The 17,273-nt window shown below is 70.8% G+C and carries 9 protein-coding genes; 7 read left to right on the top strand and 2 right to left on the bottom strand.

The window, feature by feature from the left end:
• Nucleotides 1–36: 36 nt before the first annotated feature.
• Together ACFPZJ_RS14530 and ACFPZJ_RS14525 are read right to left on the bottom strand one after the other, a co-directional pair.
• Nucleotides 37–4,512 carry a fibronectin type III domain-containing protein gene (locus tag ACFPZJ_RS14530; RefSeq protein WP_381021227.1) on the bottom strand — a complete coding sequence of 1,492 codons (4,476 nt, stop codon included), beginning with the start codon at nucleotides 4,510–4,512 and terminating at the stop codon, nucleotides 37–39.
• A gap of 269 nt (nucleotides 4,513–4,781) precedes the next feature.
• A complete protein-coding gene (locus ACFPZJ_RS14525) occupies nucleotides 4,782–5,789 on the bottom strand; it encodes a hydroxyacid dehydrogenase (RefSeq protein ID WP_381021225.1) in 1,008 nt (335 codons plus the stop codon).
• A 164-nt stretch (nucleotides 5,790–5,953) separates the two neighbouring features.
• Between ACFPZJ_RS14525 and ACFPZJ_RS14520 the strand changes: the two genes are divergently transcribed.
• The 7 genes from ACFPZJ_RS14520 (at nucleotide 5,954) to ACFPZJ_RS14490 (ending at nucleotide 17,154) form a co-directional block, all read left to right on the top strand.
• Nucleotides 5,954–7,207 carry an FAD-binding protein gene (locus tag ACFPZJ_RS14520; RefSeq protein ID WP_381021223.1) on the top strand — a complete coding sequence of 418 codons (1,254 nt, stop codon included), beginning with the start codon at nucleotides 5,954–5,956 and terminating at the stop codon, nucleotides 7,205–7,207.
• A 601-nt stretch (nucleotides 7,208–7,808) separates the two neighbouring features.
• The gene (locus ACFPZJ_RS14515) at nucleotides 7,809–9,053 is read left to right on the top strand and encodes an ROK family transcriptional regulator (protein ID WP_381021221.1); all 1,245 of its coding nucleotides are present in this window, start codon (nucleotides 7,809–7,811) and stop codon (nucleotides 9,051–9,053) included.
• Between the two features lie 11 nt (nucleotides 9,054–9,064).
• A complete protein-coding gene (locus ACFPZJ_RS14510) occupies nucleotides 9,065–10,909 on the top strand; it encodes a glycoside hydrolase (RefSeq protein WP_381021219.1) in 1,845 nt (614 codons plus the stop codon).
• A 241-nt stretch (nucleotides 10,910–11,150) separates the two neighbouring features.
• The gene (locus tag ACFPZJ_RS14505; protein WP_381021217.1) at nucleotides 11,151–12,416 is read left to right on the top strand and encodes an ABC transporter substrate-binding protein; all 1,266 of its coding nucleotides are present in this window, start codon (nucleotides 11,151–11,153) and stop codon (nucleotides 12,414–12,416) included.
• Between the two features lie 20 nt (nucleotides 12,417–12,436).
• On the top strand, nucleotides 12,437–13,405 hold the full coding sequence (locus ACFPZJ_RS14500; protein WP_381021215.1) for a carbohydrate ABC transporter permease: 969 nt from the start codon (nucleotides 12,437–12,439) through the stop codon (nucleotides 13,403–13,405).
• Nucleotides 13,402–14,283, top strand: coding sequence for a carbohydrate ABC transporter permease (locus ACFPZJ_RS14495; protein ID WP_381021213.1), 882 nt, complete (start codon nucleotides 13,402–13,404; stop codon nucleotides 14,281–14,283). The genes ACFPZJ_RS14500 and ACFPZJ_RS14495 overlap by 4 nt, the downstream gene beginning before the upstream one ends.
• Nucleotides 14,284–14,295: 12 nt before the next feature.
• Entirely contained in the window at nucleotides 14,296–17,154 is a 2,859-nt protein-coding gene (locus tag ACFPZJ_RS14490; protein WP_381021211.1) for a glycoside hydrolase family 2 TIM barrel-domain containing protein, read from the top strand.
• Nucleotides 17,155–17,273: the final 119 nt, after the last annotated feature.

Raw genomic sequence — 17,273 nt, 5'->3', positions numbered from 1 at the left:
ACCCGGGGGACGACGGCCGGCCGGGCGGGGCCGGTTTCAGTCCTCCTCGGGCGCGTAGTACCAGAACTCGACCTCGGCGAGGTTGCACCGCCCGTTGTGTCCGTCGTACAGGCGGAGCAGCGAGTGGGAGGCGGTGGAGGGCAGCTTGCCCTCGTACCAGGTGGCCTCGGTGGTGGCGCCGATCGTGTGCAGGTCGCTCCAGGTCGCCCCGCCGTCGGACGAGCCCCGCAGCACGGTGCCCGTGGCCCGGGTCGCGTAGCCCGCGCGCGGCAGGACGCGGATCCGGTCGACGAGCAGCGGACCGGCGGCACCGGCGTCGACGTCGATCCAGCTCTCCGCGGCCAGGGTGTCGGTGCAGGTCGCGGGGTCGCCGTCGAAGGCGCGCCAGCCGTTGGACGCCCGGGTGCCCCGGCCGGGCCACTCGATCGTCGAGGCCGTCACCATCGACGCCGTGACCGGTGTGCGGCGCAGCAGCGTCTCGCGGGAGACCAGCAGGGCGTACGCCGCGTACACCTGGTCGATGCGGGTGTCCTCGTCCGTGCCGGCCGCCGCCTCGATGCGGTCGAGTTCGGCGGTGAACGCCGCGTAGCTCTTCCTCGTCCACTCGGCGGGGTCGGTCCGGCGTGCCCGGGCCAGCACGTCGGCCAGGGTCTCGGCGACCGCGACGGCGACGTGGGAGGTCCGGGTGCCGCCGCCGACCAGGGCCGCCGTGACCCGGTAGTGGCGCTCGCCGTGCCGCAGCCCCGTGTCCTCGAAGGCGAAGGAGCGGGTGTCCCGCTCCACGGTCTGCCACGTCCCGCCGTCCGCCGACCGGGAGACGGTGAAGGTCAGCGCGTCCTCCGGCTTGTTCCAGCGGACGGTGACGGTGTCGCCGTCCCGCTCGATGCCCACCAGCACCGCGTCCGCCTTGATCCGCTCGACCGCGACCCGTGCGAACTCCGCGTCGCCGGTGGCCGCGACTCCCGCGTGGACCGCGTACGGGAACGGTGTGAAGAGGCTCGCGACGGTCACCCAGGTCTCGCCGTCCGCCGACACCTGCCCGTGCACCCGATGGGTGCTGACGTCGCGGACCAGCCGCAGCCACGGCGTGGCGGCCGACGTCCGCCCGTCGAGCCGGCGCGTGATCGGCGACCGTACGTCGTCCTGCCAGTCGTGGCGGCTGTCGCGGGTGCGGTTGTGGAAGACCAGGGCGCCGTCCGCGTCCGCGCCGAAGTACACGTGCCGGGTGTTCGCGGCGAGCCGGTCGCGCAGCATCAGGCCCGTGACCGGTCCGCGCGCGCCGTCGACCCGGGCGGTGAGCGTGCAGCTGCCGGGCACCGGTCGGCTCACGAAGTGCAGCTGGTCGTCGATGTCCCGCGCCGTCACCCGGTAGTCGTCGCCCTCGCCGAGCCCGTCGCCCCGGGCGCCGAGCACCCGGATCGTCGAGCCGCGTACGGCCGCGCTGCCCGGCCGGGCCTCGAAAAGGGCGTCGTCGCGCCAGCCGGAGTGCGTCAGGCCGGGTGAGGCCGCGGGGGCGGGCCGGGTGCGTATCGCGTGGGAGGTCCAGCCCCGCCCGTGGTCGTTGACGGCCGTGACCGTGTAGAAGTACGTCTCGCCCGGGCTGACCGAGTCGTCGACGAAGTGCCGGCCCTTCACCGCGGCGGCGAGCGTCTCGTACGGTCCCTGCCGTCGCGTCGCCCGCCGCACCTCGTAGTGCGTGGCACCCGCCGTGGTCTGCCAGGTCACGGTGACGGAGCCGTCGCCGGGCAGGGTGTGCACGAAGTCGACGTGGGCGGGCGGGGGCCCGGCGGCGCGCGCGGAGGGGAGCTTCAGCACCAGCCCGGTCTTCGGCGGCACGCTCACCCTGCCGTCCCTCACGGGCAGTTCCTCGCCGCTCACCAGGTCGAGGACGGCCGGCCCGGCGGAGTCCACCTCCACCTCGTGGGTCCGCTCGTTGCCGTACGCGGCGCGTGTCGTGTTGAAGACGAACAGGTACCGGCCGTACCGGGCCGTCAGCAGGTCCGGGTAGCCGGAGTAGGCGTGGTCGGCCTCGAAGTTCTCACGGTGGACGGTGCCGACGCCCGGCTGGTGGGTGATCGGGGCGATCTCGCCCGCCAGCGCCTGCGGCGCGGAGCCGTCGCGGGTCTGCTGGTCCTCCATGAAGTCGACGTCGATGTTGTCCATGCGGGCCCAGTAGTCCTCGTACGCGAAGCGCCCGTCGGTCTGGATCTGCACGATGTGGTCACGGTCGGCGTGCCGGACGTGCAGACGGCCGTTGCGGGCGAAGCCCCGCTGCCGTTCGTTGAGGTGGCCCCACAGATGCAGGTCGCCGTCGCGCAGCGACACGAACATGCAGTCGACGTCGACCCAGGCGAAGCGCTCGTAGTCGCCGGTGCGCACCTTGAGGGCCGCGAGTTCGGCGGGCGTGTAGTAAGCGAAGTCGGTGTGCGGGTGGACGATGCCGGTCGGCTGCTGCTCCTTCAGCCAGCCCCAGGTCTCGCCGAGTTCCAGGTCGTACTTGTTCTTCGCCTTCACGGAGGCGAAGGCGCTGAAGTACTGGTGGTCGGCGAGCTGCTGCTGGGCGAAGCCGACGGCCTCACGGGCGTACGCCCGGGTCGTCCTCCACTCCTCGCCCGCATACCGCTCCGGGTGCTCGGCGATGTGCCGGGCGAGGGAGACGTAGTGGAGGATCTTGCCCTCCGAGATGCGGAGCACATAGCCGGGGAAGCCGGGGTAGTTGGTGTTGCGCTCGTCGATGACCATCTCCATGCGCATGGTGCGCCGGAGGCTGTCGTCGAGGTCGGTCATGCGGGCGTGGGAGCGGGCGTGCAGGTTGCGCAGCGCGAGCTCCAGGATGCGGTCGTTGAGCTCCTCGTCGCCCCGGTGGCCCCAGGTGCGGTGGAACCACTCGGGGAGGTAGTTGGTGGCCTCGCCGTAGTTGGCGACGTAACCGTTCTCGCGGGTGTGGCCGGCCTCGGTCATGGTCGTGTAGTGGCGGCCGAGCGGCAGGCGGCGTACGACGTTCCCGTTCTCGTCCGGCTTGGACCCGGCCAGGCCCTTGATGACGTACGTGATGCAGTCGTCGGTCCAGCGGGCCGTGGTGTCGTGGTGGAAGAGCGAGTGGAACAGGTCCAGCTCCCGGCCGTCGGGGCCGACCAGGACCTCCTCGCCGAGGAACGGTTCCCAGCCCAGGGCCTCCCCCACGATGCGGTGGCTGCGCCCCCTGCCCTCGTAGAAGCGTGACCCGATGACGCGCAGGCCCTCGTGGGCCTCCCAGGCGCCCTCGTAGGTGTACATGACCTGGTTGTAGATGTACGACAGCCGGGAGCGGGCGTAGTCGAAGTTGGCCTTCAGGACGCGTTCCCAGGCGCCGCGCCGGGTGAGGGGGCCGCCGTCGAAGTCGACGTCCTTCAGTGAGGTCTCGCCGTCCTCGGTGCCGGTGGTGAACGGCTCGTCGAGGAAGGCCTCGAAGGCGTCGCGGCCGTAGACATCGTTGTCGGCGATGACGTTCTCGACCAGGTACAGCGCCTGGCCGAGCGCGCCGTAGTAGCCGCCCCAGTCGCCCTGGTGGCCGCCGCGGGCCAACAGCCTGGTGTTGCCGTAGTAGTCCTCGGTGTGGTTGTCGACGCACTTGAAGACGCGCAGCAGGGCGGCCTTCTTCTGGGCGGGTGTCCTGGCCGGACACCAGGAGGCGCGGGCCAGGGCGCCCGCGTAGAAGAACAGTTCCTCCACGTAGCGGACGATGGACAGGTTGCCCGAGGGGGAGGCGTCGACCTTCGCCGAGAGGCTGGTGAACAGCTTCACCTGGTCGGCCACGTACCCGTCGACCAGAGTTTGCTGGGCGGCGGCGTCGAGGCCGGGGACGGTGTCCGTCGGCGGGGTGAAGACGGCCTGCGGGTCGCCGGTGAGGTCGAGGTGGGCACCCGTGTGCGTGGCGGCCCGGTAGTAGCCGCGGGAGTTCGCGGTGACCTTGTTGCTGAAGCCGCTGTCGTAGGTCCGCAGGGTGATCTCGGCCCGGGTCCGTCCGCGGGTGTGCTCCAGCGGCAGCATCACCGTGGCGTAGAAGAAGCGGCCGGGCAGCGGGCGGCTGGTGCCGGTGTTGAGTGCCTCGTAGTCGCCGGAGCGGCGGTAGCCGATCTGTTCGCCGTTGATGTACGCGACGGTCTTGTACGTCGAGGTGTCACCGCCCCAGAACTTCACGGTGAGGTAGTTCTGGTGGACCGGGTCGACGGCGAGGGTGAAGCGGAGGTCGCCGCCCTTGATGTCGGGCGTGGCGAGCGGGCGGGCCACCCGGGCCCGGTCGCCCGCGTGCCCGTCGACGGTCTCGGTGTCCGGGCCGTGGAAGCCGTGGGCGGCCTCGGAGTCCGAGTCGCCGAAGTCGATCAGGTCGAGGCGTCCGGCGCCCTCGGCGGCGTCGTCCCCGGCCTCGGCGGCGGACGCCTGCTCGGCCGCCGAGCATGACCAGCCGGTCAGCGCGAGGGCGCCGGTGCCGACGGCGGCCGTGGCCAGGACGGATCTTCTGGTGACGGGCATGCGGATACCTCACAGCGGCGAAGAGGAACAGTAGAAACCGGTATCTACGGAAGCTAGGCCCGAGCCCGGCCCTGGGCAAGACGGCGTCATGAGCAAACTTGGGAGATCATCGCCCACAGGGCGGTGTGCCCGGCCCTTTGCGCAGGTCGAGGCCCCGCGCACTGGAGGCGCCCCGGGAGGCGCTGTGCCACGTGGTTGCGCCGGACGTCATAGAGACCGGTTGTCATGCCGGGTGCGCTGGGTGTGCCGCGGAAGCGCGAAGAGCACGTTCAGGCGGTCCGCTCCAGCTCCGCCGGTTCGACCGCGTACGCCAACCGGCCCCCCGCCGCCAGCCGTTCCGCCTCCTCGGCGACCGTGCGGCCCAGGCGGGCCAGTTCGTTGCCCTGGGAGCCCGCGAGGTGCGGGGTGACGAACGCGCCCGGCAGGTCGTACAGGGGCGAGTCGGCGGGCAGGGGTTCGGGGTCGGTGACGTCCAGGATCGCGGTCAGGCGGCCGGCGCGGAGTTCGTCGACGAGGGCGTCGTGGTCGACGAGTGCGCCGCGCGCGGTGTTGATCAGCACCGCCCCGTCGGGCATCAGGGACAGCTCACGGCGGCCGATGAGGTGGTGGGTCTCGGGGGTCTCGGGCGCGTGGACCGTCACGATGTCGCTGGTGCGCAACAGGTCGTCCAACGGCAGCAGGGGGACGCCGAGGGCGGCGGCCGTGGCCTCGTCGACGTAGGGGTCCGTGAGGGCGGGGCGCAGGTCGAAGGGGCGCAGCAGCTCCAGTACGCGGCGGCCGATGCGGGAGGCGCCGACGACTCCGACGCGGCGGCCGTGGTTGCCGATGCCGGGGACGACGCCCCAGCCGGGCGAGGTACGCGCGGCGCGCAACCGCTCTCGGGCGGCCAGCACGTCCTTCCCGGCGAGCAGGATCATCGCGAGGGTGTACTCGGCGACCGGCAGGGCGTTGGCGGCCGCCGCCGTGGAGACGGCGATGCCGCGCCGCCAGACCTCGGGGGTGGCGAAGCCCTTGACCGAGCCGGCCGAGTGCAGCACGGCGCGCAGCGCGGGGGCCGCGTCGAGCACCGCCGCGTCCAGGCGGGGGCAGCCCCAGCCGGTGACCAGGATCTCGGTGCGGGCCAGCACCTGGCGCACCCGTGGATCGGTGAAGTCCCCGGCCACCAGGGCGGGGTCGATCTCCACCGACTCGCGCAGCCGTGCCAGCACCTCGGGCGGGAAGACCTGCGGCACGTGCTCGGGGGTCATGGCGAACAGTGCCTGCGGGCGCGGGGTCAAGGACGTGGCCTTCCGGTTCGGTGACGCGTCACGGGTGGAAAACGCTCTCCACGGAGCGCTCTCCACGGTAGGCGCCCCGGGCCCGCCGCATCAATGGACGGCACGCCGAGGTAGGTTCCGGCAGGGACCTGCCGGTCCCGGCGTTTCCCCGGGAAGGACGACGGATGACCGAGACCGTGACCAACTGGGCGGGCAACATCACCTACACCGCCGAGGCGCTGCACCGTCCGCACTCGCTCGACGCGCTGCGGGCGCTGCTGGCGGACGCCCCGCGCGTACGGGTGCTGGGCAGCGGGCACTCGTTCAACGAGATCGCCGAGCCGGGCGAGGACGGTGTCCTGCTCTCGCTCGACGCGCTGCCCGGCGGGGTCGACGTCGACACGACGGCCCGTACGGTACGGGTCGGAGGCGGTGTCCGGTACGCGGAGCTGGCCCGCCGGGTGCACGGGTACGGGCTGGCGCTGCCCAACATGGCGTCGCTGCCGCACATTTCGGTGGCCGGGTCGGTGGCGACCGGCACGCACGGTTCCGGGGTGGGGAACGGGCCTCTGGCGTCGGCCGTGCGCGAGGTGGAACTGGTCACGGCGGACGGCTCGGTGGTGACCATAGGGCGCGGGGATCCGCGGTTCGGCGGGGCCGTGACCTCCCTGGGGGCGCTCGGGGTGGTCACCGCGCTCACCCTGGACCTGGAGCCGGCCTTCGAGGTCGAGCAGCACGTGTTCACGGAACTGCCGCTGGACGGGCTGGACCTGGCCACGTTCGACACGGTGATGTCGGCCGCGTACAGCGTGAGCCTGTTCACCGACTGGGACGCGCCGGGCTTCCGCCAGGTGTGGCTCAAGCGGCGCACCGACCAGCCGCTTCCCGACTTTCCGTGGGCGTCCCCCGCCACGGAGAAGGTGCACCCGGTGCCGGGCATGCCCGCGGTGAACTGCACGGAGCAGTGCGGCGTGCCGGGGCCGTGGCACGAGCGGCTGCCGCACTTCCGGGCGGAGTTCACGCCGAGCAGCGGTGCCGAGCTCCAGTCGGAGTACCTGCTGCCGCGCCGTTACGCCGTCGAGGCGCTGCACGCGGTCGACGGCATCCGGCGGACGGTCGCCCCCGTCCTGCAGACCTGCGAGGTGCGGACCGTCGCCGCCGACGAGCAGTGGCTGAGCCCGGCCCACGGACGGGACAGCGTGGCACTGCACTTCACATGGGTCGAGGACACCGAGGCGGTGCTGCCGGTGGTGCGACGCCTGGAGGAGGCACTGGACCCCTTCGACGCGCGGCCCCACTGGGGCAAGGTGTTCAGCGTGCCGGCCACGGTGCTGCACGCCCGTTACCCACGGCTGAAGGACTTCCGCGCCCTGGCACACGACCTGGACCCGGCGGGCCGGTTCGCCAACGCCTTCGTACGAGGGGTACTGGGCACGTGACGCGGCGCGCTGCGGCGGAGCGGCGGCGGTCGTTCGGGCCGAGCCCTCGTGTTGTCGTCGGGCGCAGGGCTCCGTCGTCGTCCCGGCGCAGGGCTCCGTCGTCGTCCCGGCGCAGAAACTCCGGCCATCGTCCCGGCGGGGCGCACGCGCCGGTCGCCAGGGCGCAGTGCCCCCGCTTCCGGTCCGGTGCAGTCGGGCTCGCGCGCCCGGCCGGGCGAAGCCCCTCGCGCCCCGTCCCGGGGCACACCCTCGCCGTCCCTGCACGGAGCGCTCGCGCCGCTGTCGGGGTGCAGCGCTGCCGTCACCGTGCCGCCGCCGTCCCGGCACAGCACTCCGGCTGCCTCTCCGGGCGGAGCGCGAACCACTCGGGCCGCCGCGCCGGCGGACCCACCGGCCGACCCGTCCGGCCGACACGCCCGGCGGACCCCTCCGGCCCAGAGGCCGCCCCCGGTGACTGCCGGAACACCGTGCACGAGCTGCCCGCGCACTTCATAAACCCCCTTTCCTAACCCCTTGTCGAAAGTCCCCCGCAGCCCATAGCCTTGCGCCGCGCCGGTGCCCATGTCGCCCCGGCCCGGCTGGAAGGGATGGGGTGCACCCGGTGAAGCGCACATCACGTGACATCCGTACGGCGAACCGCTACGAGGTGCTGCGCCAGATCATCGCCGCGTCGCCCACGTCCCGGCAGGAGCTGGCGGCCGCCACCGGCCTCTCGCTCGCCACGGTCGCCACCCTCGTGGGCGAGCTGCTCGACCTGCGCATGATCACGGAGGTGGGGTTCGAGGACTCGGCGGGCGGCCGCCCCCGGGGCCTGGTGGCCGTCAACGCGTCGGGAGGCGCGCTGATCGGCGTCGACCTCGCGGAGACCTACGTCCGGGTCGAGCTGTTCGACCTCGCACTGAACGTGCTGGCCCGCGCCGACGAGGACATGCGGCCCGGCGAGAGCCGCCCCGAACAGGTCGTCGGCCATGTCGCGACGGCCGTCGGCTCGGTGGTGGCGCAGGCCGGGATCGAGGGAGCGCGGGTGCTCGGCGTCGGCGTGAGCGTGCCGGGCCAGGTGGACCGGGACACCGGCGTCTCCGAGTACGCGCCCAACTGGGACTGGCACGACGTGCCGCTGCTGGACCTGCTCTCCGACCACATCGCCTACCCCCTCTACCTGGACAACCCGTTGCGCGCCTGCGCGGTGGCCGAGCTGTGGTTCGGGGCGGCGCGCGGGCGCGGGGACGCCGTGGTGGTCAACCTCGGGACCGGGGTGGGCGCCGGGCTGGTGCTCGGCGGCGGCCTGCACCGGGGCGTGAGCAACAGCGCCGGCGAGTGGGGCCACACCACGCTCGTGCTGGACGGGCGCCTGTGCCACTGCGGCAACCACGGCTGCGTGGAGACGTACGTCGGAGCGCCCGGGATCATGCTGAACCTGCGCGAGTTGAGTCCGCGGAGCTCGCTGCTGCACCCGGAGGACCAGACGGCCACCATCGACGCGCTGGCCCGAGGGGTCGCCGCGCAGGACCCGGTGGCGGTCAAGGTGGTCCGGGACACCGCCCGTTACCTCGGCGCCGGCATCGCCGACCTGGTCAACCTGTTCAACCCCGAGGTGGTCGTGCTCAGCAGCTGGGTCGCGGCCACGCTCGGCGAACCGCTGCTGGACGAGGTCCGCGAGGCCGTCGCCCGGCACGCGCTCAGACGGCCGCTGGCCGCCACCGAGATCGTCCTCTCCCCGATCCCCACCGACCCGGTGTGCCTGGGCGCGGCCACGTTCGCGCTCGAAGGAGCGCTCCAGTCCGTCGGGCAGAGGAACGGCAAGCGCACCACCCCCGCAAGGAGCCGTACCGCACCGCCTTCATGACGACGGAAGGGATGCACGTGTCTCACCCCCGCCTGACAAGACCGGCCCTCCTGGCAGCCGCAGCCGCGCTCGCTGTCACCGGACCCCTGATATCCGCCCCGCCCGCAGGCGCCGCCGACGCCCCGGCGGCCGAGGTCTCCCCCCACGCGGCCCAGACGATCGACAACATCGGTGCCTCCGGCGCCTGGTGGGTCAACGACCTGAAGAACTTCGACCCGAAGGTCCAGGCCCGCGTCGCCAAGCTGCTGTTCTCCAAGGACGGCCTGGCGCTGAGCGCCTACCGCTACAACATCGGCGGAGGCGGCACGGGTGTCACCTACGCGCCCCGCGCCCCCGAGGACTTCCTCAACGACGACGGCACGTACGACTGGAACAAGGACCGGGCCGGCCGCACGTTCCTGTACGCCGCGGCCAAGTACGGCGTGAAGGACCTGATCGGCTTCGTCAACAGCGCGCCCGCCCGGTGGAAGACCAACGGCAAGAGCTGCGGCGGCTATCTGAAGGCGGAGAACGAGAAGGACTTCGCGAAGTACGTCGCGGACGTCACCGACCACTTCGCCGCGCAGGGCGTCAAGCTCGACTACATCAGCCCCTTCAACGAGCCGACGAACAGCTTCGACTCCTGCGGCCAGGAGGGCATGCTGGTCGACGTCCCGCAGCGCGACGACATCGTGCGTGCCCTCGGCGAGGAGCAACGGACCCGCAAGCAGAAGACGGGCATCATCGCCGACGAGTCCACCAGCACGGTGAAGTTCAACGACGAGGTCCCCCGCTGGATCTCGGAGCCGGGCACGGCCCAGTACGTCGACAAACTGGCCCACCACACCTACGACAACCCCTCCGACGCCAACCGGGCGAAGGTCTACGAGACGGCGAAGTCGGTCGGCAGGACGTCCTGGTCCACCGAGATCTGCTGCTTCGGCAAGGGCGGCACCGGCTGGGCGCAGGAGTACGACCCGACCATCGACGGCGGCCTGAACCTGTCGCGGATCATGTACAAGGACTTCGCGATCGCGCACGACTCGGCGTTCCACTGGTGGGTCGCCCTGTCGGAGATGATCGGCACCGATCCGCTGGCCAGGAACGACGAGGGCTGGAACGACGGCCTGATCTACTACGACCCGGACTACGCCGCCAACGGCAACCAGACCCTGTACTTCACCAAGCGCTACTACGCGCTCGGCCAGTACAGCAAGTTCGTCCGCCCGGGCGCGGTCCTGCACAACGTGACCGGCGCGCCGGACGGCGTCGAGGTCAGCGCGTACCAGCAGAAGGGCAAGTGGGTGGTGGTGGTCAACAACCACAACACCACAGAGACGCCGCTGAACCTGCACTTCAACAGCGACACCCCGGTCCGGGCCGCCCAGGCCGTGCGCACCTCGGCCGAGGAGAACTGGGCGAACGTCGCCAAGCCGGCCGTCCGCGAGGGCACCGTCTCCGCGACGCTCCCGGGCCGGTCCATCACGACGTACGTCTTCGACCGCAAGGGCCACGGGCCGACGGCCCTCACGGGCGCGCTGAAGGGGCAGCAGTCGGGCAAGTGCCTGACGGCGGACGCCTCCGGGGCCGCCCTCGCCACCTGCACGGGCGGGGCGGACCAGTCGTGGTCGTACGACGCGAAGGGCGCGCTGAAGGGCGCGGGCGGCTATCTGACGGCCGGCGCGTCGGGCCTCGCGGCGACGGCCGCGTACACCGGTGACGCGGCCCAGCGCTGGCTGCTGAACCCCAACGGGCAGATCGTCAACGAGGCGTCCGGGAAGTGCCTGGACGTCAGCGGGCAGGCGACCGCCGACGGCAGCAAGGTGACCGTGTACACCTGCAACGGCGGCACCAACCAGGCCTGGACCAGGCAGTAACCACCCCCTGTGGACCGAGGGCCGCCGGCCCTGACCCGGCGGCCCTCAACTCCCTCCCCCACACCAACGTTCGAAATCACGAACCGGACACAACGCTTCGAACAGACTTCGTTCAACCCCTTGCCGAAGCCTTAGCCGAAGGTTAACGTCCCGCTCCGCACCCCTCTTTGAGCCACCTGGCGCGCGCCGACGGGCGATTGAGCCGTAGAGCCGCAGCCGTACTCGAGACAAGGACGTCAGCATGTCGGCACTGAGCAACAGCAACTGGGACCGCCGAAACGTACTGCGGGCCGCCATGGGCCTGGCCGCGGCCGGCGCACTGACCGCGTGCGGCAGCAACAACGGCCGCGGCGGCGGCTCCGGATCGGGCAAGACGCTGGTCCAGTACTTCCACGCGTACGGCGAGGCCGGTGTCGAGCAGGCCGTCAAGCGGTACGCGAAGGCCTACAAGGAAGCTGACGTCGCCACGCAGTGGATCACCGGCAACAACTTCGAGCAGAAGCTCTTCGCGGCGCTGCTCACCGACAACGCTCCCGACGTCTTCGAGTTCCACCCGCAGATCCAGCTCATCAAGAGCGGTCAGGTGGCGGACCTGACCGACATCGTCGAGCCGGTCAAGGACGACTTCAACCAGGCCGACATCAAGTCCCACACGGTCGACGGGAAGATATACGGCGTCCGGATGATCGACGACCCGCAGTTCTTCTTCTACCGGCCGTCGATGTTCGAGAAGGCGAAGGTCGAGGTGCCGACCACGCTGGAGGAGCTGATCGAGGCCGCCGCCAGGCTCAAGACCAGCAAGGTCAAGGGCGCCTACCTCGGCAACGACATCACTCCGATCCAGCACAACCTGATCTGGTCGGCCGGTGCCGACACCCTCACCGCCGACAACAAGCCCGCCTTCAACACCGACGCGGTGGCCGAGGGTCTCAAGCAGCTGCGGTCTCTGTTCACCAGCGGCGACCTGCTGCTCGGCGCCCCCGCCGACTGGTGGGACCCCTCGGCCTTCACCCAGGGCCTGACGGCGATCCAGTGGTGCGGCATGTGGGCCATGCCCGTCATGCAGAAGGCGCTCGGCGACGACATCGGCATCTTCCCCTTCCCGAAGGTCGGGTCGGCCGGCAAGGAGTCCGTCTACAACGGCGGCTGGTCGATGTTCGTCAACGCCAAGGGCAAGAACGTCGAGGCGGCCAAGGAGTACGTGAAGTGGCTGTGGATCGACCAGAAGGAGTACCAGGAGGACTTCGCCACCTCCTACGGCTTCCACATCCCGCCGCGCACCTCGCTCGCCGAGTCCGCCACCAAGCTCAAGTCGGGTCTGCCGGCCGAGGGCGTCAAGCTGTTCAACGAGTTCGGCCACTTCGACAACATCGGCTGGACCCAGGCCATGATCGCCGCGGTTAACGACGTCATGGCGAACGCCGTCCGCAAGAACGGCGACCCGAAGGCGCAGCTCGCGGCCTGTGAGAAGAAGGTCGACGCCGAGCTCAAGAAGCTCTTCGGTTAGGCAGCCGGACGGTACCTGACATGTCGACCACCACCACACCCGGGGTCGCCAAGAGCCCCGCCCCGGCCAAGGTCTCCAAGGACCGGCCGCGGCGGGGCCTCAGGGCGAACAGCACCTTCAACTTCTGGCTCTTCACCGGGCCGTTCCTGATCGGCCTGGTGATCTTCGTCTTCGTGCCGATCGGCTGGAGCATCTGGCTCAGCTTCTTCGAGGCGCGCTTCACCGTCACGCCGAGCGAGTTCGTCGGCCTGGAGAACTACCGAACCATCCTGACGGACGAGGACTTCCTGAACTCCCTCGTCACCTTCACCGTGTTCGCCGCGTTCATCGTCCCCGCCACCTGGGCCATGTCGCTGGGCCTGGCGCTGCTGGTCAACCGGCTGCGGTTCATGCGCGCGTTCTTCCGGTCGGTGTTCTTCCTGCCGACCGCGGTCAGCTACGTCGCCGCCGCGCTGATCTGGAAGATGTCCCTCTTCAACGGCGTCCGCTTCGGCCTGGCCAACACCGTCCTCGGCTGGTTCGGCATCGACAACATCGCCTGGCTGGCCAGCCCGGACCCGCCCTGGTACTGGCTGGTCATCGTGACCGTCCGCCTGTGGCTCCAGTCGGGCTTCTACATGATCCTGTTCCTGGCGGCGCTGCAGAACATCCCGCGGGAGCTGTACGAGGCGGCCGCCATCGACGGTGCAAAGCCGGGCTGGCAGACCTTCCGGCACATCACACTGCCCCAGCTGCGGGCGACCTCGACCGCGGTGATCCTGCTCCTGCTCATCGCCGCCTACCAGGCCTTCGACGAGTTCTACAACCTGCTGACCAAGGCCACCTGGGGCCAGCCGCCGCTGGTGGAGCTGTACAAGATGGCGCTGGGCGAGAACCAGAACTACGGCGTGGGCAGCGCCGGCGCGGTGGTCCTGACCGTCCTCATCTGCGTCGTCACCCTGCTCCAGGGCAAGATCATGGGCTTCGGAAGGGGTGAGGAGTCCAAGTGACCACCACGGCACCCGACCTGAACAAGGTCACGAAGCCGGTCAAGGCCGGCCGCGGCGGCGTCATGGGCAACGCCGGCCTGTACATCGCCACCGGCGTCGCCGCCGTCCTCTTCCTGATCCCCTTCTATCTGATCGTCCGCAACGCGCTGATGACGGACCCGGAGATCACGGGTGAGGAGTGGAAGTGGTTCCCCACCGCCATCCAGTGGGGCAACCTCACCGAACCGTTCGGCGACCCCACCGTCGACTTCGCCCGGTCCCTGTGGAACTCGGTGGTCGTCGCCGTCCTGCACACCCTGGGCATCCTGCTGATCTGCTCGATGGCCGGCTACGGCCTGGCCCGCATCCCGTACAAGCACGCCAACAAAGTGTTCTACGCCGTCCTGGTGACCCTGATGGTCCCCACCGCCGTCACCTTCGTGCCGAGCTTCGTGCTCGTCTCGTCCCTCGGCTGGGTGGACAGCTACCGGGGTCTCATCGTCCCGGGCCTGTTCAGCGGTTTCACCTGTTTCCTCTTCCGGCAGTACTTCCTGGGGTTCCCCAAGGAGCTGGAGGAGGCGGCGCGCGTGGACGGGCTCGGCTACTGGGGCGCGTACTGGCGCGTCGTCGTGCCGAACTCGCTGAACTTCTTCGCGGCGATCGCCACGATCACCTTCATCAACGGCTGGAACGCCTTCCTGTGGCCGCTGGTCATCGGCCAGGACCCCAGCGCGTGGACGGTGCAGGTCGCCCTGTCGTCGTACATGACCAACCAGACCGTCAACTACCACCTGATCTTCATGGCCACGGCCATTTCCATCCTGCCGCTGGTGTTCGTGTTCCTCTTCCTCCAGCGCTGGCTGGTGCAGGGAATCGCGCAGACCGGCATCAAGGGCTGAGCTAGGAGACCGATGTCTTTCCGCACCCCCTCCGTCGACTACGTCGAGGACGTCTCCCCGGGCAGCGGGGCCCTGCCGCCCCGCGCCTGGTACGCATCCTCGGACGCGAAGTCCGTGTCACTGAACGGCAGTTGGCGATTCCGCCTGTCGGCGACGGCCGACGCCGAGGACGACACGTTCGCCGAGCCGGGCTTCGACGCCGGGGACTGGGCCGAGGTCACAGTGCCCGGCCACTGGGTCCTCCAGGGGCACGGCTCCCCCGTCTACACCAACCACCTCTACCCCTTCCCGGTGGACCCGCCGCACGTGCCCACCGAAAACCCCACCGGCGACCACCTGCGCGTCTTCGACCTGCCGGCGGACTGGCCGGCCGACGGCGGCGCGGTGCTGCGTTTCGACGGGGTGGAGTCCTGCGCCCGTGTGTGGCTGAACGGCACGGACCTCGGCGAGTTCAAGGGCTCCCGGCTGCCCCACGAGTTCGCGGTGGGGCATCTGCTCAAGCCGTCCGGCAACGTGCTCGCGGTCCGCGTGCACCAGTGGTCGGCCGGGTCGTACCTGGAGGATCAGGACCAGTGGTGGCTCCCGGGCATCTTCCGTGACGTGACGCTGCTGCACCGCCCGGCGGGCAGCGCGCTCGACTTCTTCGTGCACGCCTCCTACGACCACGTCACCGGCGAGGGCACCCTGCGCGTCGACTCCGACGTCGACGGCCGGGTGAGCGTCCCGGAGCTGGACATCGATGTCGCCACCGGCGAGTCGGTGACCGTGGCCGTCGAGCCGTGGACGGCGGAGACGCCGCGCCTGTACGACGGTGTCCTCATGACGGAGGGCGAGCGGGTCCCGCTGCGAGTCGGCTTCCGCACGGTCGTCCTGGAGGACGGCCTGATCAAGGTCAACGGGAAGGCGGTCCTCTTCAAGGGCGTCAACCGGCACGAGTGGCACCCGGTCACGGGCCGCGCCCTCGACCTGGAGACCATGCGCGAGGACGTGCTGCTGATGAAGCGGCACAACATCAACGCCGTGCGCACCTCCCACTACCCGCCGCACCCGGCCTTCCTCGACCTGTGCGACGAGTACGGGCTGTGGGTCATCGACGAGTGCGACCTGGAGACCCACGGCTTCACCGAGCAGGACTGGCGGGACAACCCCGTCGACGACGACCGCTGGACCCCGGCCCTGCTGGACCGCGCCGCCCGCATGGTCGAGCGCGACAAGAACCACCCGTCGATCGTCTTCTGGTCCCTCGGCAACGAGGCAGGCACCGGCCGCGGACTGACCGCGATGGCCGAGTGGATCCACGACCGGGACCCCTCACGGCTGGTGCACTACGAGGGCGACTGGAACTGCCGCGACACCGACGTGTACTCCCGGATGTACGCCTTCCACGACGAGGTCGAGAAGATCGGCCAGGGTCTGGACGGCGGCACCCACAAGCGCCGCGAACTGCCGTTCATCCAGTGCGAGTACGCACACGCCATGGGCAACGGCCCCGGCGGACTCGCCGACTACCAGGAGCTGTTCGAGAAGTACGAGCGGCTCCAGGGCGGATTCATCTGGGAGTGGATCGACCACGGCATCCAGCACCCGGAGTTCGGCTACGCCTACGGCGGCGACTTCGGCGAGGAGCTGCACGACGGCAACTTCGTCTGCGACGGGCTGGTCTTCCCCGACCGGCGGCCGTCCCCCGGGCTGGTCGAGTACAAGAAGGTCATCGAGCCGGTCCGCATCGAGGGCGACCCGGCGGGCGGCACGGTGCGCATCACCAACAAGCAGGACTTCGCCGACCTGTCCGCGCTGGACTTCGCGTGGGCGTACCAGGTGGACGGCGAGACGGTCGAGAGCGGTTCCCTGTCGGTGCCGCCGCTCGCGCCGGGCGAGTCCGCCGACGTGAAGCTGCCCGCACCGCCGGCGAACGGACCGGGCGGCGAGGCGCAGTGGACCGTACGGGCGCTGGCCGCCGCCGACACGGCGTGGGCGCCGAAGGGCCATGTGGTGGCCTGGGGGCAGGTCACCGTGGCCGAGCGGCCGGTGCCCTGCGTCACCGCGAGTGCCGCTCCCGCCTGCGGCGACGGGCGGATCACGCTCGGCCCGGCCGTCTTCGACGCCCGTACCGGGGCGCTGCGCGGCGTCGGTGGTGTGGAGGTGAGCGGGCTGCGCCTGGACGTGTGGCGGGCGACGACGGACAACGACGACGGCGCGGAGTGGCAGTCGGACACCCGGTACGGGGTGCTGTGGCGCACGCTGGGCCTGCACCGGATGCGCCACCGGCTGGACGGTGTCGAGCTGGACGGCGACGCGCTGACGGTGCGGACCCGGGTGGCTCCGGCCGCCCGGGAGGTGGGCCTGGCCACGGTGTACCGCTGGGTGTCGGACGGCGACCGGCTGAAGCTGACCGTGTCCGTGACACCGGAGGGCGACTGGACGGTGCCGCTGCCACGGCTGGGTGTGCGCCTGGGGCTGCCGGCCGCCGACGAGGTGCGGTGGTACGGCGGCGGCCCCGGCGAGGCGTACCCCGACACCAGGACGGCGTCGATGGTCGGCCGCTGGCAGTCGACGGTCGACGAGCTCCAGACGCCGTACGTCCGCCCGCAGGAGAACGGCGCCCGGTCCGATGTCCGCTGGGTGGAGATCGGCGGGCTGCGGATCGAGGGCGACCCGGCGTTCTGGTTCACGGCCCGGCGCTGGACCACCGAGCAGCTGGACGCGGCCCGGCACCGCACCGACCTCACCCCCGGCGACACCGTCTGGGTCAACCTCGACCACGGCCAGCACGGCATCGGTTCGCAGTCCTGCGGGCCGGGTCCGCTGCCCCGGTACTTCCTGAGGGCCGAGCCCGCGGAGTTCTCGTTCGTGATCTCGACCGCCGGGTAAGAAGACCGTTAATCGATTGACCGATTGATCGACTTTCCGGCAGGGTCGGAAAGTCGCCAGCGGGCGGTCGGCACCTCAGCCGACCGGCCGCTTCTTTCGTCGGCCACAAAGGAGTTGAT

Source organism: Streptomyces bullii, from assembly GCF_042657145.1.
Taxonomy (GTDB): Bacteria; Actinomycetota; Actinomycetes; order Streptomycetales; family Streptomycetaceae; genus Streptomyces; species Streptomyces bullii.
This window is presented reverse-complemented; position numbering and strand designations above follow the sequence as displayed.